19 protein-coding genes are annotated in these 21,225 nt (G+C 66.2%); 5 read left to right on the top strand and 14 right to left on the bottom strand.

Annotation, left to right across the window (positions count from 1 at the left end; genetic code table 11):
* Positions 1-53: 53 nt before the first annotated feature.
* The 3 genes from soxC to WS49_RS30670 all read left to right on the top strand — a co-directional run bounded on the left by soxC (position 54) and on the right by WS49_RS30670 (position 3,163).
* The gene (gene soxC / locus WS49_RS30680; protein WP_059537345.1) at positions 54-1,313 is read left to right on the top strand and encodes a sulfite dehydrogenase; all 1,260 of its coding nucleotides are present in this window, start codon (positions 54-56) and stop codon (positions 1,311-1,313) included.
* Positions 1,306-1,854 (top strand): c-type cytochrome, encoded by a 549-nt coding sequence (locus WS49_RS30675; RefSeq protein ID WP_059536353.1) that lies wholly within the window; start codon positions 1,306-1,308, stop codon positions 1,852-1,854. Before soxC ends, WS49_RS30675 begins: the two co-directional genes overlap by 8 nt.
* Positions 1,855-1,951: 97 nt before the next feature.
* The gene (locus WS49_RS30670; RefSeq protein WP_059536349.1) at positions 1,952-3,163 is read left to right on the top strand and encodes an LLM class flavin-dependent oxidoreductase; all 1,212 of its coding nucleotides are present in this window, start codon (positions 1,952-1,954) and stop codon (positions 3,161-3,163) included.
* 2 nt (positions 3,164-3,165) lie between these two features.
* On the opposite strand, the gene WS49_RS30665 is transcribed toward WS49_RS30670, so the two are convergent.
* The 10 genes from WS49_RS30665 to WS49_RS30620 form a co-directional block, all read right to left on the bottom strand.
* Positions 3,166-4,554: an LLM class flavin-dependent oxidoreductase gene (locus WS49_RS30665; protein ID WP_059536346.1), complete on the bottom strand. Its 1,389-nt coding sequence runs from the start codon at positions 4,552-4,554 to the stop codon at positions 3,166-3,168.
* Between the two features lie 39 nt (positions 4,555-4,593).
* Positions 4,594-5,811: an acyl-CoA dehydrogenase family protein gene (locus WS49_RS30660; RefSeq protein ID WP_059536343.1), complete on the bottom strand. Its 1,218-nt coding sequence runs from the start codon at positions 5,809-5,811 to the stop codon at positions 4,594-4,596.
* A gap of 175 nt (positions 5,812-5,986) precedes the next feature.
* The gene (locus tag WS49_RS30655; RefSeq protein WP_059536340.1) at positions 5,987-6,874 is read right to left on the bottom strand and encodes an ABC transporter permease; all 888 of its coding nucleotides are present in this window, start codon (positions 6,872-6,874) and stop codon (positions 5,987-5,989) included.
* Positions 6,871-7,857 (bottom strand): ABC transporter ATP-binding protein, encoded by a 987-nt coding sequence (locus tag WS49_RS30650; RefSeq protein WP_059536337.1) that lies wholly within the window; start codon positions 7,855-7,857, stop codon positions 6,871-6,873. The genes WS49_RS30655 and WS49_RS30650 overlap by 4 nt, the downstream gene beginning before the upstream one ends.
* A gap of 67 nt (positions 7,858-7,924) precedes the next feature.
* Positions 7,925-8,956 (bottom strand): ABC transporter substrate-binding protein, encoded by a 1,032-nt coding sequence (locus tag WS49_RS30645; protein ID WP_059536333.1) that lies wholly within the window; start codon positions 8,954-8,956, stop codon positions 7,925-7,927.
* A 47-nt stretch (positions 8,957-9,003) separates the two neighbouring features.
* Positions 9,004-9,930, bottom strand: coding sequence for a TauD/TfdA dioxygenase family protein (locus tag WS49_RS30640; RefSeq protein WP_059536331.1), 927 nt, complete (start codon positions 9,928-9,930; stop codon positions 9,004-9,006).
* A gap of 150 nt (positions 9,931-10,080) precedes the next feature.
* Complete coding sequence (locus WS49_RS30635; protein ID WP_059536327.1) at positions 10,081-11,463, bottom strand: LLM class flavin-dependent oxidoreductase; 1,383 nt, start codon at positions 11,461-11,463, stop codon at positions 10,081-10,083.
* Between the two features lie 26 nt (positions 11,464-11,489).
* On the bottom strand, positions 11,490-12,257 hold the full coding sequence (locus WS49_RS30630; RefSeq protein ID WP_059536322.1) for an ABC transporter permease subunit: 768 nt from the start codon (positions 12,255-12,257) through the stop codon (positions 11,490-11,492).
* Positions 12,254-12,988 (bottom strand): ABC transporter permease, encoded by a 735-nt coding sequence (locus tag WS49_RS30625; protein WP_059536318.1) that lies wholly within the window; start codon positions 12,986-12,988, stop codon positions 12,254-12,256. The genes WS49_RS30630 and WS49_RS30625 overlap by 4 nt, the downstream gene beginning before the upstream one ends.
* A 4-nt stretch (positions 12,989-12,992) precedes the next feature.
* Positions 12,993-13,796, bottom strand: coding sequence for a transporter substrate-binding domain-containing protein (locus WS49_RS30620; RefSeq protein ID WP_059536313.1), 804 nt, complete (start codon positions 13,794-13,796; stop codon positions 12,993-12,995).
* Between the two features lie 123 nt (positions 13,797-13,919).
* Here WS49_RS30620 and WS49_RS30615 point away from each other — a divergent pair, with 123 nt between their 5' ends.
* Positions 13,920-14,324, top strand: a complete 405-nt coding sequence (locus tag WS49_RS30615) for a hypothetical protein (RefSeq protein ID WP_059536309.1) — start codon at positions 13,920-13,922, stop codon at positions 14,322-14,324.
* 212 nt (positions 14,325-14,536) lie between these two features.
* On the opposite strand, the gene WS49_RS30610 is transcribed toward WS49_RS30615, so the two are convergent.
* From WS49_RS30610 to WS49_RS30600, 4 genes are all read right to left on the bottom strand, one after another.
* Positions 14,537-17,479, bottom strand: a complete 2,943-nt coding sequence (locus tag WS49_RS30610; RefSeq protein WP_082725612.1) for a sensor histidine kinase — start codon at positions 17,477-17,479, stop codon at positions 14,537-14,539.
* Positions 17,480-17,562: 83 nt separating this feature from the next.
* On the bottom strand, positions 17,563-18,225 hold the full coding sequence (locus WS49_RS30605; RefSeq protein WP_059536302.1) for a response regulator: 663 nt from the start codon (positions 18,223-18,225) through the stop codon (positions 17,563-17,565).
* A 73-nt stretch (positions 18,226-18,298) separates the two neighbouring features.
* Positions 18,299-18,436 (bottom strand): fimbria/pilus outer membrane usher protein, encoded by a 138-nt coding sequence (locus WS49_RS35795; RefSeq protein ID WP_107938233.1) that lies wholly within the window; start codon positions 18,434-18,436, stop codon positions 18,299-18,301.
* Positions 18,437-18,626: 190 nt separating this feature from the next.
* Positions 18,627-19,304: a response regulator transcription factor gene (locus WS49_RS30600; protein WP_059536295.1), complete on the bottom strand. Its 678-nt coding sequence runs from the start codon at positions 19,302-19,304 to the stop codon at positions 18,627-18,629.
* Between the two features lie 546 nt (positions 19,305-19,850).
* Here WS49_RS30600 and WS49_RS30595 point away from each other — a divergent pair.
* Positions 19,851-21,221, top strand: coding sequence for an MFS transporter (locus WS49_RS30595; protein ID WP_059536292.1), 1,371 nt, complete (start codon positions 19,851-19,853; stop codon positions 21,219-21,221).
* Positions 21,222-21,225: the final 4 nt, after the last annotated feature.

Below are 21,225 nucleotides of genomic sequence, written 5' to 3'. Positions count from 1 at the left end.
ACAATGTCCGTTTTTCCGGATGCTGCCGCGCCGCGCGCGGCATGGCTTCGCCGATGACCGATAACGCTTCCCGCCCACACCGCACTGGGCGCCGCACGGCACTGCGCCAGCTCGCCGGTGGCTGGGCCGCCGCGCTGCTGCCGGCAGGCGGCGCGCTCGCGAGCCAGACGCTCGCGCCGCTCGACATCCCGTCGTGGACGCGCACGCCGGGCGCACCATTGCTGTCGCCGCCGTACGGCGTGCCGGGCGAGCACGAACGCGACGTGATCCGCCGCAGCGCGCGCTCGCCTGCCCTGCCCGGCTCCGGCTCGTCGATGACGCCGCTCGCCGACCTGTTCGGCGACATCACGCCGAACGGCCTCGTGTACGAACGCCACCATGCGGGCGTGCCCGATATCGACGCGCAGCGCCATCGCGTGGTCGTGCACGGGCTCGTGCGCGAGCCGCGCGTCTTTACGGTCGACGACCTGCTGCGCTTTCCGTCCGAATCGCGCATCCACTTCCTCGAATGCTCGGGCAACACCGGCAGCGAATGGAACGGCCCGAGCGGGCTGCCGGTCCAGTTCACGCACGGGCTGCTGTCATGCTGCGAATGGACCGGCGTGCGGCTGTCGACGTTGCTCGACGAAACCGGCATCGACCCGGCCGCGCAATGGCTGCTCGCGGAAGGCGCGGACGGCGCGGCGATGACGCGCAGCCTGCCGCTCGAACGCATTCTCGAGCGCGCGCTCGTCGTCTATGCGCAGAACGGCGAGCGGCTGCGCCCCGAGAACGGTTATCCGGTGCGGCTGATCGTGCCGGGCTTCGAAGGCAACACGAACATCAAGTGGCTGCGGCGGTTGAAGCTGGTACGCGCGCCGGAGATGACCCGCGAGGAAACGTCGAAGTACACGAGCCTGCTGCCAAACGGATGCGCGCGCCAGTTCGTGTTCGAGATGGACGCGAAATCGGTGATCACGCGGCCGTCGGCCGGCCACCGGCTCGCGTCGCATGGCTACTACCCGATCAGCGGCTATGCATGGTCGGGGCGCGGCCGGATTCGCGCGGTCGACGTGTCGATCGACGGCGGCCGCACGTGGCGCGCCGCGCGGCTCGCCGGCGACGTGCGCGATCGCGCGCTGACGCGCTTCGAGGCCGACTGGGTCTGGAACGGCGAGCCGGCCGACCTGCAAAGCCGCGCAATCGACGAAACGGGCTACGTGCAGCCGACCCGCGACGCGCTCGTCGCCGCACGCGGCGTCAATTCGCAATACCACTACAACGGCATCCAGAACTGGCGTGTCGGCGCGGACGGCGAGGTGCGCAATGCGTAGGCCGCTTGCACGTCTGCTCGCGTCGTACGCCGTCGTGTCGGCCGCGATCGCCACGATCGCGTTGCCGGCCCTCGGCGCCGGCTTCGGTCTCGGTCAGCCGATCGACCGCGCGGCGGTCGCGGCCTGGGACATCGACGTCGCGCCCGACGGCAGCGGCCTGCCGCGCGGCGCGGGCACCGTCGCGCGCGGCGCGCACGTGTTCGCGGACAAATGCGCGATGTGTCACGGCGCCGGCGGCCAGGGCGGCGTCGGTGATCCGCTCGTCGGCGGCAGCGGTTCGCTCGCCGGCGCCAAGCCGAAGAAAACGGTCGGCAGCTATTGGCCTTATGCGACGACGCTGTTCGATTACGTCCGCCGCGCGATGCCGTACAACGCGCCGCAATCGCTGAGCGCAGACGACGTCTATGCGGTCACCGCATACGTGCTGCACCTGAACGGCATCGTGCCCGACGACGCGACGCTCGACGCGCGCACGCTGCCGCGCATCCAGATGCCGAACCGCGACGGCTTCGTGCCCGACCCGCGGCCGGGGCGGCTGTGACGCGACACGACGTATGTGCCGGCATGCCGGAAACCAGTGCGTGCCGACTGCCGACACGGTACGCGCAATGCTTTCGCTCGACGCCGGCGCGCGTCGCATGGAGCCCATCTTGACCGACACTTCCGACCTCACCCGGGCCGACGCCGGGTTCACGCCAACGCCGTTCGTCGACGTCCGCTCACCGGCCGATTTCCCCGATAGCCCCGCGTCGCGCGTGCTCGCGCAGCCGCTGATGCTCGGCCTGTTCCTGCCGATCCAGGCCGGCGGCTGGAGCGCATCGACGCTGCCGCGCACGACCGACTGGACGTTCGATTACAACGCCGCGCTCGTCGCACGCGCCGAGGCGCTGGGCTTCGATCTCGTGTTCGCGCTGTCGCAGTGGCTGCCGAAAGGCGGCTACGGCGGCGTATTCGACGGCCACGCGCTGGACTCGTTCATGACGCTGGCCGCGCTCACCGCGCGCACCGAGCGGATCATCCTCGTCGCGACGAGCCACGTGCTGTACGGTCCGTGGCATCCGCTGCATTTCGCGAAGTTCACGGCGACGCTCGACCACATCTCGCGCGGGCGCTGGGGCATCAACGTCGTGACCGGCCACCGGGCGATCGAACACGAAATGTTCGGCTGGAACCGGATCGAGCACGACCGACGCTACGAAATGGCTGCCGAATTCGTCGGTGCGGTCAGTCAGTTGTGGGCGCAACCGGACAATTTCAGCTACGCGCCCGCGCTGTCGAGCTGGCGGCTCTCCGGCGCGTTCGTCACGCCGAAGCCGCAATACGGCCGCCCGCTGCTGATCAACGCGACGGGCTCCGATGCGGGCATCGATTTCGCGGCCCGCTATTCGGACATCGTGTTCGTCACGAGCCCCGCCGGCCCGGACGTCGATCTCGCGCTCGACGCACTGCCCGCGCATACGGCCCGCGTGAAGGCGGCCGCGGCCGCGCGCGGCCGGACGATCCGCACGCTGCTCAACCCGCTCGTGATCTGCCGCGAAACGGCGGCGGAAGCGCGCGCGTATCGCGATGCGATCGTCGCGCATGCGGACGAAGGGAGTTTTCACCGCTTCGACAGCGATGCCCATGCGTGGCGAGGCGGCTTCGCGCACCGCTCGCAGGCGGCCGCGCGCGCGATCGGCGGCAACATCTCGATCACGGGCTCGCCCGACGAAGTCGCCGATTACATCGTGCGGCTGCATCGGGCCGGCATCGACGGCATTCAGCTGAGCTTCTACGACTTCGAGCCGGATCTCGATTTCTTCGGCGCGCGCGTGCTGCCGCTGCTGCGCGAAGCGGGCCTGAGGCGCTGAGTTCAGGCAACCGGGACCCTCGAATCCGCAGACGCCGCCACCGCCGGGGAAGTAGCGAACGCGCGCCGCGCTGGCCGCCGCAGCCCGAGATGATCGCGCAGCGTGCGGCCCGCGTAGTCGCTGCGAAACAGCCCGCGCCGACGCAGCTCCGGCAGCACGAGTTCGATGAAATCGTCGAGGCCGCCGGGCAACGTCGGTGCCATCACGTTGTAGCCGTCCGCGCCGTACTGCACGAAGCGCTCCTCGAGCGCATCGACGATCTGCTTCGGTGTGCCGACGAGTTGCCAATGACCGCGCGCACCCGCGACCCGCAGATAGAGTTCGCGTATCGTCAGGTTCTCGCGGCGCGCGAGGTCCAGCGTCAGCGTCTGCCGGCTCTTGCTCGCATTGGTTTCCGGCAACGGCGGGATCGGGCCGTCGAGCGGATAGCCGGACAGATCGACGCCGCCCGTCAGCCCCGACACGAGCGCGAGCCCGACCTTCGGGTCGATCAGTGCCTGCAGCGCGTCGAATTTTTCCTTCGCTTCGCTTTCGGTGCGGCCAACCACCGGAAAGACGCCGGGCATGATCTTCAGCGAGTCGGGGTCGCGCCCGAACGCGGCAAGTTGCCCTTTCACGTCCGCGTAGAACGCGATCGCGTCGTCGAGCGTCTGCTGCGCGGTGAAGATCACCTCGGCCGTGCGCGCGGCCAGCCGCGTGCCGGCCGACGACGACCCGGCCTGCACGACGACCGGATGGCCCTGCGGCGCGCGTGCAACGTTCAGCGGCCCGCGCACCTGGAAGAACCGGCCGCGATGATCGAGCACGTGGCGCTTGTCGGGATCGAAGAAACGGCCACTCGCGCGATCGCGCACGAATGCGTCGTCGTCCCAGCTGTCCCACAGCCCGCGCACGACGTCGGCGAATTCCTCCGCGCGCGCATAGCGTTCGCCATGCTCGAAATGCGCATCGCGGTTGAAGTTGCGCGCCTCGTGCACGCTCGACGACGTGACGAGGTTCCAGCCCGCACGGCCGCCGCTGATGTGGTCGAGTGACGCGAACTTGCGCGCGATATGGAACGGCTCGTTGAAGCTCGTCGACGCGGTGCCGACGAGGCCGATCCGTTCGGTGACGGCCGCGAGCGCCGACAGCAGCGTCAACGGCTCAAACTGCGCGACGTAGCTGTGCGCGGTGCGGCTCAGGAACTCGACGTCGTCGCCGCGCGTGCCGACGCCGTCCGCGAGGAACACGAGATCGAACTTCGCGGCCTCCGCCGCCTGCGCAAGCCTGACGTAGTGACGAAAATCGACGCCGGCGTCCGCGTGCGAATCCGGATGGCGCCATGCGGCGATGTGATGGCCTGTCGGATACAGGAACGCGCCGAGGTGCAGATGGCCGGTGCGGGTCGTCATCGTGAGGTTTCCCGAAAGTGGGCCGCGGATGCGGCGGAATCAGAACACGCGTCCTTCGGTCAGATGCGTGGTCACGCCGTTCAGGTCGTAGTCGCCGATCACGCGCGCCTTGTGCAGCAGCGGGTTGTGGCTGAAGATCGTGCGCAGGTTGCGCCAGTGGCGATCGAGGTTGTGCACGCGTGCGGTCGCCGATGCGCCGCCGACCTCGAACAGCCGCTCGGCCGCATGCAGCGCGAGCTTGCCGACGATCAGCTGCGTGCGCGCGGTCGCCAGCGCGCTGTCGAGCACGCGTTCGTGCGCATCGGCGTCGTCGGCCTCGATCGCATCGGCGGAGCGGTCGAGCGCCGCCGCGTTGTCGCGCACGAGCGCATCGATCGCGTGGCTGTGCGCGGACAGTTCGCCGACGATCTGCTGAATGAAGTGATCGTCGCGCGCGCTCGGCGCCGGGCTGTGCAGCACCGGCCGGCCGTGCGTCAGCACGTAGCTGCGTGCATCGGCCACCACGTTGCGCACAATGCCCGCGGCCGTCGCGACGAGATGCAGCTGCCGCAGCGCGCCGCAATGGCGGCCGACGAGCGTCGAGCCGTCTCGCGCCGCGACTTCATTCGCGAACACTTGCACGTCGTGCAGCAGCAGGCTGCCGCTCGCGGTCATGCGCTGGCCCATGCCGTCCCAGTCGTCGAGCACCTGCACGCCGTCGCGCGCGACCGGGATGATCACGGCGAGCGCGTCGCCCTGCTCGTTCTCGACGTTGATGCGCGCGAAATCGGCAAACGCGGTGCCCGTCGAATAGTATTTGCGGCCCGTTAGGCGGTAGTGATCTCCGTCACGCCGCAGCACGGTCGTGTTCTCGCCCGGGCGCGACGTGCCGCGCTCGGTCGACGCGCCGCCGAAGATCGCGCCACCGAGCACGCGCTCGAGCTGCACGTCGTTGAACGCCGTGCGCGGCGACAACCGCAGCGTCTCGGTCTGGTCGTAGTGGATGCGCAGCGCGTGCGCGAGATTCGAATCGGCGGCCGCCAGCGTCGCGATCGTATCGAACAGGTCGACCAGCGTGCCGCCCAGCCCGCCGCGCTCGACCGGAATCCGCAGCGCGCCCAGCGCCGAGCGCCGGAAGATCGCGAAGCCTTCGAACGGCAGTTCGCGGCGCGCCTCGCGCTGTGCGGCATCCTGCCCGATCGCGGTCGCAAGATCGGGCAGCGCGGCGAGCGCGTCGCGCAATGCGTCGCGCGGATCGACGGCGTCACGGGCAGTCATTCGGCAGGTCCTTGTTCGGGTCGTTCGGGGAACGTCGCGGCAACGCGCGACGCGGCATCCGTTACACGGCGTACGTTACGCGCCGTCCGCAAGTATAGGGACCCACCCGCTGCGCGTGAAAAGCCGATTTCAGCTTACGTTATGCACGCGCCGGGATTGATCGCGTCCGGGCGCCTCAGTGCTGAATGCCCCAGCGCCGCACGGTCGCGCGTTCGAGCGTATCGAACACCAGGTTCTCGACCAGCAGCCCGATCACGATGACGGCCGCGAGGCCCGCGAACACGCGATCCGTATACAGCTCGTTGCGGTTCTGGAAGATGTACCAGCCGAGCCCGCCCTGCCCCGCGCTCGCGCCGAACACGAGCTCGGCCGCGATCAGCGTGCGCCACGCGAAAGCCCAGCCGACACGCAGCCCCGCCAGGATCGACGGCAGGGCGGCCGGCACGAGGATCAGCGCGATCTGGCGCAGACCCGTGAGCCCGTAGTTGCGCCCGGCCATTTTCAGCGTGGCGGGCACGCCGGCGAAGCCGGTGTACATGCTAAGCGCGAGCGGCCACAACACCGCATGCACGAGCACGAACAGCAGGCTGCCGGTGCCGAGCCCGAACCACAGCAGCGCGATCGGCAGCAATGCAATGGACGGCAACGGATTGAACATCGACGTGAGCATCGTCAGCAGATCGCGACCGATGCGCGTGGACACCGCGAGCGACGTCAGCGCGAACGCCAGCAGCACGCCCAGCGCATAGCCGCGCAGCAGCACCGACATCGAGATGCCGGTCTTGACCAGCAGTTCGCCCGACTCGATGCCTTGCACGAATGCGGCCAGCGTCGCGCCGAAGGTCGGCACGAGCAGGTCGTTCGCGACGATGCGCGCGACGATCTCCCATACGGCGATCAGCACGAGCGCGATGACGCCGCGGCGAAACCACGCGGCACCGGCGATGCGGTGCAGCAGCGGCGCCGGCGCCGCGCGCTCGGCGTCAGGCGGCATCTCGAGCGTGCGTGTATATTCGGCGCGCACGGGCGGCAACGGCGGCAAGACCGGGTCGATCGTACTCATGATGCAGCGTCCTCCGTCGTCGGTACGTGCGGTGCGGTGTCGAACAGCAGGCGATGAATTCGCGCGACGTTGTCGCGGAAGTCGCCGGTGTCGACGTTCTCGAGCGAATGTTCGTGACTGTTGAGCTCCGCGCGCACGCGGCCCGGATGCGGCGACAGCAGCAGAATCCGGTTGCCGACCACGAGCGCCTCCTCGATCGAGTGCGTGACGAACAGCAGCGTGAAGCGGAATTCGTCCCACAGCCGCAGCAGTTCCTCCTGCATCTTGCGGCGCGTGAGCGCGTCGAGCGCGGCGAACGGTTCATCCATCAGCAGGACGCGCGGCTGCATCGCCAGCGCCCGCGCAATCGCGACGCGCTGTTTCATGCCGCCCGACAGCGTATGCGGATACGCATCGGCAAACGTGCTCAGCCCGACCTTGTCGAGATAGTGCAGCGCGCGCTCGCGTGCTTCGGCACGCGACAGCTTCGCGGCAACGCGCAACGGAAACGCGACGTTCTCGACCACTGTCTTCCACGGCGGCAACTGGTCGAATTCCTGGAACACGACGACGCGGTCGGGGCCCGGCCCGCGCACGGGCCGGCCGTCGAGCGCGATCGACCCCGCGACGGGCTCGATGAAGCCGGCGATCGCCTTCAGCAGCGTCGACTTCCCGCACCCCGACGGGCCGAGCAGCACGAAGCGGTCGCTGCCGTACACGTCGAAGCTCACTTGATGCGTCGCGCGAACGATCCGCGCGCCGCTGCGGTATTCGAGGCTGACCTGGTCGATGGCCAGCAGGCGTTCGCTGTGCGCGCCGGCCGGCGCGGAGTGCGTGGCCGAGCGGTCCTCCGCACGTGTATCGGGCACGACGGACGCGGCCGGCGACGCGCTGCCACGTGCCGCATACGGCGGCAACCAGGTTCGGGGAGAAGTGGCGTTCACGATCGAATCTCTTGCGGGAAAAGCATCAACATACGGCCGCGTATCGTGCGGACCAACCATCGATTGCGCATATCGAAACCGCGCCGACGCATAAGCGTCGATCGCGACGTCGCAACATCGGCGCCGCTCAACTGCCGCCGGCCGTCGCGGGATCGTCGAAGAAATAGTCGCGCCACGACTTCGGTTCGTTGCGGATCGCGCCGGTGCGATGCATGAACTGCGCGAGCGGCAACGTGTTCTGCGGCGCGGTCTTGAACTGCACCTGCGGATTACGCAGGATCTTCAGCAGCAGCGCGCGATCGATCTTCGATCCGTTCACGCGAATATAGGTATCGGCCGCGCGCTCCGGATCGGCCGCGATCTGCCGTGCGGCGTCGGCCAGCGCGGCGACGAACGCGCGATAGGTCTTCGGATTGTCGTTGCGGAATTTCTCGGTCGCGTACAGCACGGTCGCCGAGCTCGGGCCGCCCAGCACGTCATACGAATTCAGCACGATATGCGCGTTCGGATTGCCGGCAAGTTCCTGCTCCTGGAACGGCGGATTGCCAAAGTGGCCGGTGATCACGTTGCTGTTCGCGAGAATCGCGGCCGTCGCGTCGGGATGCGGAATCGCCTGCGTGAGCGCGTCGAGCTTGTCGAACTGCTTGTCGCCCCACTGCTTCGCAACGGCATACTGCAACACGCGCGACTGCACCGACACGCCGACCGCCGGCACCGCGATGCGGTCCTTCTCGCTCAGGTCGGCGATCGTCTTCACGTTCGGGTTGCTGCTCACGAGGTAGTACGGAAAATTGCCGAGCGACGCGACGCCCTTCACGTTCTGCCGACCGCGCGTGCGGTCCCACACGGTCAAGAGCGGCCCGACGCCCGCGCCCGCGATGTCGACCGCGCCGGACAGCAGCGCGTCGTTCACGGCCGCGCCGCCGGACAGCCGCACCCAGTCAACCTTGATGTCGAGGCCGGCCTTGCGCCCTTCCTTCTCGATCAGTTGCTGGTCGCGCGCGACGTTCAGCATCAGGTAGACGACGCCGAATTGCTCGGCGATGCGGATGCGGCCCTCCGCGTGCGCGGCTTGCGGGATCACCACACCCGCGAAGGCGAGCGCGGCGGTGAGCGTGGCCGCCAGCGCGCGGCGCGCCGGCAAAAACGAAAACGACATCGGAACTCCAGTCGGGAAGGGGCTGATATGAAGGACGTGCGTGCAACTCAGAAAGGCGCGTCACCTTCGATCGTCGTGCGGTACAGCTTGCGGCGCAGGTGGTCGGGCGTGCCGGCGGCCAGATGCATCAGTGAGCGGTTGTCCCAGAACACGAGATCGTGGTCGCGCCATGCGTGTCGATACAGGTGCTCGGCGCGCACGCTGTGCGCGAACAACTCGTCGAGCAGTGCGCGGCTTTCGTCGTCGGGCAGCCCGACGATCCGCGTCGTGAAATGTTCGCTGACGAACAGCGCCTTGCGGCCGGTTTCCGGATGCGTGCGCACGACCGGGTGAACGACCGCCGCGACCTGCGCGATCTGCTCGGGCGACAGGTTCGGCCGCCACGGGCTGCGCGCCTGCAGTTCCGCATAGCGCGCGAGATACGTATGCTCGGCGCGCCGCCCTTCGACCGCACGGCGTAAGTGGGCCGGCAGCGTGTCCCACGCGAGATGCATGTTGGCGAACAACGTGTCGCCGCCTTCCGCCGGCAGTTCCTGCGCGTGCAGCAGCGAGCCGAGGCTCGGTTTTTCCTTGTACGACAGGTCGGAATGCCAGAAATGGCCGGCATCGCCGAGCCCGACCGGTTTGCCGTTCTCGACGATGTTCGACACGATCAGCACTTCCGGATGGCCGGCAAGCGCGAACTGGTGCAGTACGTGAATCTGCAGCGGGCCGAAGCGACGGCTGAACGCGATGTGCTCGTCCGGCGTGATGATCTGGTCGCGAAACACCAGCACGTGGTGATCGAGATGGGCACGATGGATGCGCGCGAAATCGTCGGCGTCGAGCGGTCGCGACAGGTCGAGGCCGATCACTTCGGCGCCGAGCGGCGCGTCGAACGGCACGATGTCGAAGTGCTGGGCCGCACCGCCCGGCCGCAAGGCGGGATGCCCGGCGGAAAGCGTTGCGGCGTCGCGGATGGCGGTAGTCGTCACGGCACGGGCCCCTGGTAAGGTCAAAACGCGAATCTACGAGGGCGTGCCGGACTGCGTCAACGAAGCGATTCGGATACGTTTATCTGCTGCGGTGATAAAGATCGCTGCTCGTGCATACGGCGCCGGCCGGCGGCGGCATCGCCCGGCTCGTCACCGTCCGTCGGATACGGATTGCCGGAACGACGCGCCATGCGCAGTGTCCGGCAGGCGGTCGCGGCCGCTCAGCCGCGAACGGAAGGTACCGGCCGGTGACGTCGTCCGATACAGGCCGCGTTTTCTCAGTTCCGGCACGATCAGCTCGGCGAAATCGTCGAGCGTGCCCGGGCTGACCAGCGGATTGAGCATGTAGCCGCTCGTCGTCGACTGCCGCGCATGCTCGGCGAGCTGATCGGCGACCTCGTCGGGCGAGCCCACGAGGATCAGATCGGTGCCGCGCGTGACGCTCGCAAACTTGCGCCGCACGTCCCCAGCGGTGAGCGGCTTGCCGCTGCCGTCGGGCCGCACGACGTAGGACGTCAACCCTTCCGTCTGCGTCGTTAACGGTTCGTCGTCCGCATAGCGGTCGATGTCGATGCCGGTGTCGCCCGCATAGCTGACGAGTTGCGCGTGCTGGTGGTAGTGCTGCTGCAGCGTGTGGTATTTCTCCTTCGCGTCGCTCGACGAGCGCGCGGTCACGATCCGCAGCACGGTCAGCGACTTCACGTCGTCCGCCGCGCGGCCGCGCTCCGTCGCGAGCCGGCGAATCTCGTCGAGGCCCGCACGAATCTCGTGCGGATTCGACTTCGCGACGAACACCACCTCCGCGTGCTTCGCCGCGAATTCGCGCCCACGCCCGGACCAGCCGGCCTGGATCAGCACGGGCGAGCGTTGCGGCGACGGCGCACAGACGTGCGGCCCCTGCACGCGGTAGTGCGTGCCTTCGTGCGCGATCGGCCGCACGCGGTCGCCGCGCGCATAGCGCGGCACGTGCTTGTCGGCGACCACCGCATCGTCCGCCCAGCTCCCTTCCCACAGTTTGTACACGACGTCGAGGAACTCCTCGGCGCGCGCGTAGCGTTCGTCGTGGCCGATCATCCGGTCGAGCCCGAAGTTGCGCGCCGCGCTCGTCAGGTAGGACGTCACGATGTTCCAGCCGATCCGGCCGTTGCTCAGGTGATCGAGCGTGCTGAAGCGGCGCGCGAGCGCGAACGGATGCTCGTAGGTCGTGCTCGCGGTCACGCCGAACGCGAGCCGCTCGGTCTGCGCGACAAGTGCCGGAATCAGCATCATCGGATCGTTCGCGGGCGCCTCGACCGCCCACTGGACCGCTGCGTCGGCCGATCCGCCATAGACGTCGTACAGGCCGAGCACGTCCGCGAAGAACAGCATGTCGAGATCGGCCTGCTCGGCCGTGCGCGCGAGGTTCGACCAGAACGGGAGCGTATTCGCGCGCAGCCGTTCGTCGGCGGGATGGGTCCACAGGCTCGGCGCGCCGCCGCAGCCGACGCTGGCTTGTTCATACAGGGAAAACAGCAAGGGGCGAGGATCGGACATCGTCGGGTTCGTTACCAGGGCAGGAATCAGTTGGGTGCCGCCCACGCGCCCGGCGACGCGCGGCGGCGGCGTACAGGCACGCGAGCGTCGGGGGCGCGCGTCAGATGGCGATTGACACGCTGCTCGAAGCGAGCGGCCGGGATGGTGAGCAGCGCGACCAGCACGACATAGACGACAGCCGCGCCGGCCAGCGGTTCGTACACGCGCAACGTCTCGAAGCGCAGCGTATTGGCCGTTCCCATCACGTCGAACACCGTCACGGTCGACGCGAGGACGGTCGATTTCAGCAGCAGGATCGCCTCGCCGGTGAGCGCGGGCAGCGCGAGCCGCCACGCGCGCGGGCCGACGATGCGGCGCAGCACCTGAATGCGCGTCATTCCGTATGCGTGCCCGGCTTCGACCTCGCCGGCCGGCACGCCGGCGATCGCGCCGCGCAGGATCGTCGCGACATACGCGCTCTCGTTCACGCTCAACGCGACGATTGCGTACCAGAACGCGTCGCGCAGCAGCGGCGATGCCCAGCTGTCGCGCATCCATTCGCGCGGCACGATCTGACCGAATCCGTAGTACAGCAAATAAAGCTGAACGAGCAGCGGCGTGCCGCGAATCAACATGATCCAGCCGCGCGCGGACCAGCGCAGCGGCGCATGGCGCGCGCCGGCGGCGAGCGCGAGCGGTACGCCCAGCAGCACGCTGGCCGCACCCGACAAAAACGTCAGCGCGAGCGTCGTCGGCACTGCGGCGAGCAGCTTCGGCATCACCGTATCGAACAGGAACGGCAGCGAGAACATCATGCGGTTGCGGGCCTCGTGCCACGGTTCGCGTGCCGCTCGAGCGCCGCGAAAATACCCGTCGACGCGATGCTCAGCAGCAAGAACAGCGCAGCCGTGACCAGATAGAAGAATACGTAGTGCCGCGTCGCGCCGGCCGCGAGCTGGCTTGCCTTCAGCAGATCCGTGAACGAGCCGAGCACGCTGACGAACGAGGCATCCTTGGTCGCGTTCAGCCACACGTTGCCGACGCCCGGCAACGCAAGCCGCGCGGCGGCCGGAAGCCGGATGCGCGTGAACGTCTGCCACGGCGTCATCCCGTATGCGTGCGCGGCTTCGACCTGGCCGGTCGGCACGTTGACGAGCGCCGCGCGGAAGATGTCCGTCAGATACGCTCCCTGGATGAAACCGAGCGACAGCGCAGCGACCAGGAACGGCGGGAACGCGAAGCCGTCGGGCACCAGACCGCCGCGGTGCAACGCGACTTCGACGGCAGGTGCAAGGGCATAGAACGCGAGCAGCAGGCACAACAGCTCGGGCAGCGCGCGCACCAGCGTCGTGTAGAGCCGCGCCAGCCACGCGAGCGGCACGTGGCGCGACAGCTTGCCGAGCGCGCCGGCGATGCCCAGCAGCACGCCGGTGCAGAACGACGCTGCCGCGACGCCGAACGTCAGCGCGAACGCGCTCGCGAACACGCGGCCGTACCCGCCGTCGCCGAATGCGAGCAACGCGAGCAGCGAATCGTCCGCGGCCATCGCGTCAGCGGCCCTTCTCGATCGTGCCCTTCAGGTTCGGATAGCGGGCGGTGATCGCATCCCACGTGCCATCCTGCTGCAGTTGCGCGATCGCGGTCGACAGCTTGCCGCGCAGCGCATCGCCTTGGCGCACGCCCGCGCCGATGCCGAGGCCCAGCACCGGATTGTCCGCGCAGGTCGCCTTGACCTCGAAGTCCTTGCCGTCGCGCGACGCGAGGAATGCCGTAAACAGCCCCTTGCCTTCCTGCACGTAGTCGACCCGGCCGGACACCAGATCCGCGAGCGCGTTGTCGAACTTGTCGAACGCCTTGATCTGCGCATCCGGCTTGAAGCGGGAATCGAGGAACGCCGAGAAGTTCGTACCGGCCTCGACGCCGATCACGCGACCCTTGAAGCTCGCAGGCACCGCGCAGTCGACGCGGCGCCGGTCGCTTTTCGCGCCGACGAACACCGTCGGCGATTCGTAATACGCGCGACTGAAATCGATTGCCTTCTGCCGTTCGCCGGTGATCGTCATCGACGACCAGATCACGTCGATCTTGCGGTTCTGCAACGCCGGAATCAGGCCGTCCCATGCAATGTCGGTGAGTTCGCACCGCACGTTCAGCTTACCGCACGCGGCATCGAGCACGTCGATTTCCCAGCCCTTCCACTTGCCGGCCGCGTCCTTCGAAAAGAACGGCGGATACGACTCGGCGTCGATGCCGACGCGCAACGTCGGCTGAGCCGCATGGGAAGCCGGCACGAGGCCGAGCACGAACAGCGCGGCCGCGGCACGGCGGACCCTGGAACGCATCAAACGATTCATGTGGCGAAATTCTGAAATAACGTCGGAACGACCGGCTTCGCAGCCGGCATGAGGCGAAACTGTAAAGCGCGCCGAAGCGTGTACCAAATGGTTATTTTTTCGATGGATATCTGATCGCGCGATATGGCGGAACGGCGCACCGTCGAACGTGAAGCACGGTGCATCGTTCGACCGCTCACGCCTGTGCAGTTGCGCGCCGCACCGACGGCAGCTCCAGATTTCGGGCCGACATTGGCTTGCGATAAGCTCTGGGGCCGGCAGGCCGAGGTCGATCAAGGCGCAATCGTGGACCACAAGCGCCTGAGTCACGCGCTGCGAGTGGCGCAAGCGTTTCAAGCGCAGCGCGACAGCCGGCGGATCGGGATCGCGCCGTCGCGAACGCATCGAGGGCTTCCGGTGCGGGTGAACGAAGCGCAACCCGGCACCAGGAAACCGCGCCGATTCACGGCGGCTGACATGGAGACGGCGATTCTGGAGATCGCATCAAAAGCAGGAACTGAGCGGCGGTCCGCGAAGGCCCGCGGGTGAGCGTAAGCGCCCTGCTGCTTCAGGCCTGTTCCTTCAACGCTGAATGACGGGAAACCGATGAAACGTGCGACATCGGTATGTAGCCGGCGCTACGACATCCGAATCCAGGTATGCCATGGATATAGGTCCCAAGTTCAGATGCCGCATCCGGGAGAAGTTGAAATCTGCGGTATCGCGTTTCGGCAGGCCTGCTCCGCGAAAACGCGATGAAATCAGGGCGCCGGTATGTCGTGGCTCCTCAGCGCATCGAGCGCGTCGGTCAGTTCGCCGCGCAACGCAGGCCACAATTCAACGAACACGCCGAGACCTTCGTCATGCACGACTTGTTGCAGCCCACCGCACAGCTCCGCCAGCACGCCATGCCCGACCGCCAGGAAACCACCGCTCAGCGCATGTAACTCACGTACGACCGTATCGGTATCGCGTCCTGCCAGCGCGCGCTCGATCGATTCGAACGAAGCCAGCGTGACCTGGCGCATCGCGGCCATCACGGTTTTCGGCATTGCCGGGCGGTCCTCCGCCGAGTGCACAAATCCGACGCGACCTTGCGCGCGAAGCGCCCGCGCCAGCGCACGCAACGAGACGGGCTTCGGCAGCAGTACACGAATCGCGACAGCCGCACAGCGCTGCTCTTCCCGCGGACCGGCGTGTGCCGTCATCGCAACGACGCGAACTTGCACATCGCGCTCACGAATCGCGGCCGCAAGCGTCCAGCCGTCCATGTCAGGCAGGCCGAGATCGGTCAGCACGACGTCGAAGCGGCCGCGCTCGAGCGCCGCCAGCGCCTGTCCGCCGCTTTCGACGATCGTCGCGTCGGCGCCGAGCTCACGGAACTGGTCCGCCAGCAGCAGCCGGCTCGCCGGATGATCCTCGACGGCGAGCACGCGCAGCGGCATGTCCCCGTCTCCCGCGAGCGAGACCGCATCGGGAGAATCGCCGACCGCATCGTCGTAGAGATCGCCGGCCGGCACGTCATCGGCCATCGGCAGCGGGATGCGAACGCTAAACGCGCTGCCCTCGCCCGGCGCGCTGCGCACCACGATCTCGCCCCCCATCGCATTGACGAGCCGCCGGCATAGCGCAAGACCCAGGCCCGTGCCGCCGTACTGGCGATGGATCGAATCGTCGGCCTGCTGGTACAGCTCGAAGATCGTCGATTGCGCCGGCAGCGCAATGCCTATCCCCGTATCGACGACACGTATCTCGACGTCGTCGTGCCCGCCCGCGAAGAGCATGACGCTGCCCGCCTCCGTAAACTTGATTGCATTGCCGAGCAGATTCGCGACGACCTGGCGGATCCGGATTGGATCGCCGACCCGGTATCGCGCCATGTCTGCCGCGATGTCGAAGCCGAGGTGCAGCCCCTTCGCCGTCGCAAGCGGCCGGAATGATTCCACGACGTCGCGCAACAACGCCGCGCAGTCGAACGGCACGGCATCGACCCGCAGTTGCCCGGCCTCGACCTTCGACAGGTCGAGCACGTCGTTGAGGATGTGCATCAGCGCGGACGATGACGAATCGACGATCTCGAGCCGGCGGCGCTGCGTATCGGCGAGCGGCCCGCGCTTCATTAGCTCGAGATTGCCCATCACCGCATTGAGCGGCGTGCGGATTTCGTGGCTCATCGTGGCAAGAAACACCGACTTCGCGCGATTCGCCTGGTCGGCTGCGTGCCGGGCCTCGACGAGCGACTGCTCGGCCAGCTTGCGCGCGGTGATGTCGTTGACGGTCGCGAGCAGCGCTTGCGCGCCGCGATACCGGACGCGTGCGATGTTGACGAGCAGATGCGTGTCGTCCGCGCCGTCGCCCGCCCCCGCGAGCGCGATCTCTCGGCCGACGATGGCGCGTCGCCGCCCCGACGCGCGCGGATCGGGTGATTGTGCGAACGTCCGCCAGATCCGCCGCGACAGCGGTTCGCCTGCCGCGGCGGTCTCGTAGCGCGCCATCGCTGCGTTTCTCAGCAGCATCGTGCCGTTCGCTTCGCCGATCAGCGCGAGGCCGATCGGCGCCGTGCGGATCAGCGTGCGGTTGAGTTGCTCGCTTTCCTTCAGACGCGACGCACTGCGGTAGGACGGCGCGAGAATGCGCCGGTTGATCAGCACGATCCCGCACCACAGGAACGCCAAACCGAATAGCGCGACGCCGGCAATCTCCAACATACGAGCCGCGACGCCGCGCATCACGGTTCGTATCGAATAGACGTAGACCAATGTCCAATCGGTACCGGGAATCGCATCGCGAATCTCGAAGCGCCCGTCGCGAAACAGTTGTTCGATGTCGTTCACACGGTCGCCGGCCAGTGCGTGCGCAACGTTCGCCGCATCGGCGTGCCGTGCCGCCGACAGCAGGATGTTCCCGGCATGATCGACCACCGCGAACGCGCCACCGCGCGATTCGTCGTCTAGTTCGTTCAAAAGGCGCTCGGGACGTATCGTCTGAACGATCAGCACAATCGGTCGGTCACGGCCATCGAACGCCCAGGATGCAACGCGCACGCGCTGCTCCCCCGTAATGACACCCGCGCGCGGCGGCAGCCAGATCACGCCATCGGGCACGTGCTCCGGGTCGGACGCCGCGGTGCGCACCATCGCCGCGACATCCGGCCACGCCTGTGGCAGCAGCGACGGCAGTTGTGCGGCCTGCGCCTGCGGCAACGCCGAGGGGGACGTAACGTAGAGCGACAGCGTGACGAAACGGCCGTCGGCGCCGATCATGTAGACCGCGTTCGACAGCGGCTGCGCCCTCTTCACCCACCGGCCGCTCTCGAAGACCCGTTCGCTCAAAGCGAGCAGCGGCCCATAAACGCTCGCCGGATGAGCGGAATCGATGATGGCCTTCAGCGCGTATGCCCGGTCCAATTCGTAGGCGTCGTGCATCATCAACCCATCCTGATCGACAAACGCCTGCTCGGTCAGCCGGGTCGGACGCGCTCGCTCATTCCATCCGCCTTGTACCGTCGCCACTTGTTGCTTCAGCAGCGCGCCGTTTTCCGACATGCGAACCAGCAGTTGCGACTTCACGGTGAGGAAGTGCGTACGCAACGCAGCCTGGTAGTCGCCGAACTCGCCTCGCGCGACAGCGGCTGCGCACACCAGCATGAAGATGCCGAGCGCCGCGCCACCGCCGTACAGCAACCGGCGCTGATACGCGCGCATCCAGTCCGGATCGAATTGCCTGCGGCTCGCAGGACGACTCAGGCGGGACAGCCATCCGCGGAACCTGTACATGCCGGCACGGATCAGTCGTTCGACCGAAGGTCGATGTTTTCAGACGGCTCGAGCTCGCCCTCATACTTGATCAGATCGGCGTCGCGTGTGATGCCGAGCTTGCGCATTGCGGCCAGCTTTTGCGCGCTGATGGTTTTCTTGCTTCGATTCAGTCGATCGGCGATTTCGGTCACCTTGTAGCCTTCACGGAACAGCCGGACGATTTCCGACTCCCGTTTCGACAGTGCGGTGCTGACGCCGGTATCCGCCTGCGCGAGAAGCGACGCAATCGTGGGCGACAGATAGGTGCCGTTCGAGTAAGCCGCGTGCACGGCGGCGACCATGTGCGAGATTGCATCGGATTTGCTTGCGATGCAGTGCACGCCAAGTTGCTGCAGCGCGCGAAAAACCGCCGGGGAATTGAGCATGGTCACCGTCACGATGCGCAATTGCGGATAGCGCCGAGTCAGGAATGAAACCAGCGTCTGGCCGTCGCCGTATTGCCCGGCCGGCATCACGTAGTCGAGAACGAGGACGTCGCACGATGTCGTGTCCAGCCGGTCGATCAGTGCGGCCGTGTCCGACACGACCGCGACGACCTCGATCGTAGGCATGCTGCCCAAACCCTGCGCGATGCCGTACCCCGACACCGGATGGTCGTCCGCGACAATCACTCGCACCGAAAATTCGTCCATCATGCACCCGCGCTCTGGAATGAGGCGCGCACTAGCGCCATGTTGTACTTATTCGAAACCCATTTCGTGCGGATTATATCTCGATAAGTTGGCTTGGCCTGGAATTGCCGGTCGTCGAATAGCGGTACGCGGCAAGCGTCACGTCAGTCTGCGTCTTGGCGATCGATTTCGCGCAGCTGATCCGCGCGCTGGTGCCGCTGAAGCGCTTCACACCGCCACTTCCGCATCGACGCTGTACAGTCCCGGCAGAACGACGTTGCCATTCTCGAACCGGGACAAGTCCGTCTGGCGGCCTCCGCTGCTTATTCGACCTGCATGCCGCTGGCGCTCGCGTGCCAGCCCGCAACGGCCGACAGTCCCCTCGCATTAAGCCGCCAAGCGCCTCGTGCTTGACGACGGCATCACTGAACTTCGAACCGACTCGCACTCTCCTCGTCGATCAAATCGAGACACGTCGCGCAACGGACCAGTTCAATGTCATTCTTTACCCCCAACTTCTTCATCGCGTTGGTCTTCTGGGCGCTGATTGTCTGTTTGCCTTTCTTCATGTACTCCGCGATCTGGGTAATCGTCATTCCTGACAAGTAACACCGGATCACCTCGATTTCGCGCGGAGACAGCTTCGATACACGCTGATTACTACTGCACTCGACCAGCTCGAGCGAACGCTTGATCAGCGGCGACAGATAACTGCCGCTCCCAAAGCATGAATGGATCGCGGTGACGATATGGCCGACGTCGTCGAACTTGCTGACGACGCTCGCTACATCCCGATCGAGAATCGATCGGAGGATCACGGGATTCTCATGCGTGACCAGTGCGACGATCCCGACCTTCGGATAGGTGCGTCTCAGATATCCGAGCAAAGCGAGTCCTTCAATTTGCCCGTTGCCACGCATCGCAAAATCGATGACCACGACATCGCAATGCATGCGAGACATCGACTCGATCAAATTCTGTGGTGTCCTGCATATGGCAATCAAATCGATCGCGTTGGTATTCCTCGCGACATATTCCATTCCGGCAAGCGTCAACGGCCTATCGTTCGCGAAGATGGTTTTTACGCCAAATTTTCTCATTTGAAATTCCGACCTGAACTCAAACTGTCGTCACACATTGAAAATATGGAATCCCACCGGCATCTCGAGCTCAAGGTCGCCATGCGAAATCTCTTGATCGGTATCTTATAAAATCCTTACAAAGCGAGATATGGGACCAACGCCTGATCCGAGGCCCGCCACATCAGACAAGTCCTATGGATGACATGTTTTTACTTTGCGGCGACGTGCGCATCCTGCCTGTCACACCTTGTAGGCGAAGCGATGCCATTTCCGGGAAGGCGTCGCTGTCCAGAATTTCGTCCGTGTCATGCGCACCACCCTGACTTCGCTCAAGAGATACCGTGAATCCGATTGATGATAGCGGTGCGTTCTACGACGATTCCCTCACGAACCCGCGCTTTCCTCGACATGCGCGTCCGCGTCTTGAGTTGGTCGATCGCTATATCAGGACTTCTTATTGAAAGGATTGAACGCGCCGTAATCCATTCATGACTTGCACTTGCCGGAACCCATCGCCGGGCGTATGGTTGATTTCTGAGTCGCCCTTTTCCGGGAGATATCAAAATGGCTGCCATGCAATCCGCGGCCACGCCCCTCTCCGACGAGGAAGCCCGGCGCCAGTTGCGCCGCGCCGTCATCGCCAGCACGATTGGCACCACGATCGAATGGTATGACTTTTTCCTCTACAGCACGGTCACCGGCCTGGTCTTCGCAAAGCTGTATTTCCCCCAGTCCCACCCGCTCGTCGGCACGCTGCAGGCATTCCTGATCTATGCCGTCGGCTTTGTCGCGCGGCCGGTCGGCGCAGCGATCTTCGGCCACTACGGCGACCGCATCGGACGCAAGGCCACGCTGATCGTGACCCTGTTGCTGATGGGGCTCGCCACGTTCGCCGTGGCCTTCGTTCCGACCTATGCAACGATCGGCATCTGGGGCGCCGTTTTTCTCACGGTGCTGCGCTTCATCCAGGGCGTCGGCGTCGGCGGTGAATGGGGCGGCTCGGTCCTGATGTCGATGGAGTGGGCGCGCACCAATGCGCATCGCGGCTTCGTCGCGTCGTGGCCGCAGTTCGGCGTGCCGGCGGGACTGTTCCTTGCCAACCTCGCCGTGCTGGCCATGAGCTGGCTTTCCGGCAGCAGTTTCCTCACGTGGGGCTGGCGCGTTCCGTTTTTCCTCAGCATCGTACTGGTCGCGATCGGGCTCTACATCCGCCTGAATATCCTCGAGACGCCGATCTTCGCGAAACTGCTGGCCGAGCGCCGGATCGAGAAAACGCCGATGCTCGAAGTGCTGCGCAAGCAGCCGAGGGATATCGTGCTGTCGGCGTTTGCGCGAATGGCCGAACAGGCGCCGTTCTATATCTTTACCGCGTTCGTGTTCACTTACGGGATCACGGCGTTGGGCGCCACGCGCGAGTTGCTGCTGACGGCGGTGCTGGTGGCGTCCGTGGTCGAATTCTTCACCATCCCGCTGTTCGGACACGTGTCGGATCTGATCGGGCGCCGGCGAATGTACATGATCGGCGCGGCCACCGTCGGCGTGTTCGGATTTCTCTACTTCGCGATGGTCGATAGCCGGAATCCGATATGGATCTTCGCGGCCATCGTGCTGTCCCTGGTCCCGCATTCGATGATGTATGGGCCGCAGGCGGCATTGATTGCCGAGTCGTTTACCGGGCGGTTGCGGTATAGCGGTGCGTCGATGGGTTATCAGCTCGCTTCGGTCATTGCAGGCGGCCCGGCACCGCTGATCGCGACGGCCCTGTTTGCCTACTACCATTCGGGGTATGCGATCGCGGTGTATGTGCTGGCGTGCGCGGTGCTGAGCCTGGTTGCCGCATCGAAGCTCGGGGACTACACGAACAAGGATATTTCGCGGGAATACGACGACGCGCGAAATCTGGAGGATCATGGGCACGCGCCACCGCTGACCTGACGGG

The organism is Burkholderia sp. RF7-non_BP4 (genome assembly GCF_001521935.1).
Classification (GTDB): Bacteria; Pseudomonadota; Gammaproteobacteria; order Burkholderiales; family Burkholderiaceae; genus Burkholderia; species Burkholderia diffusa.
The sequence above is the reverse complement of the archived record's forward strand: the minus strand, read 5'-3'. Positions and strand labels throughout refer to the sequence as shown.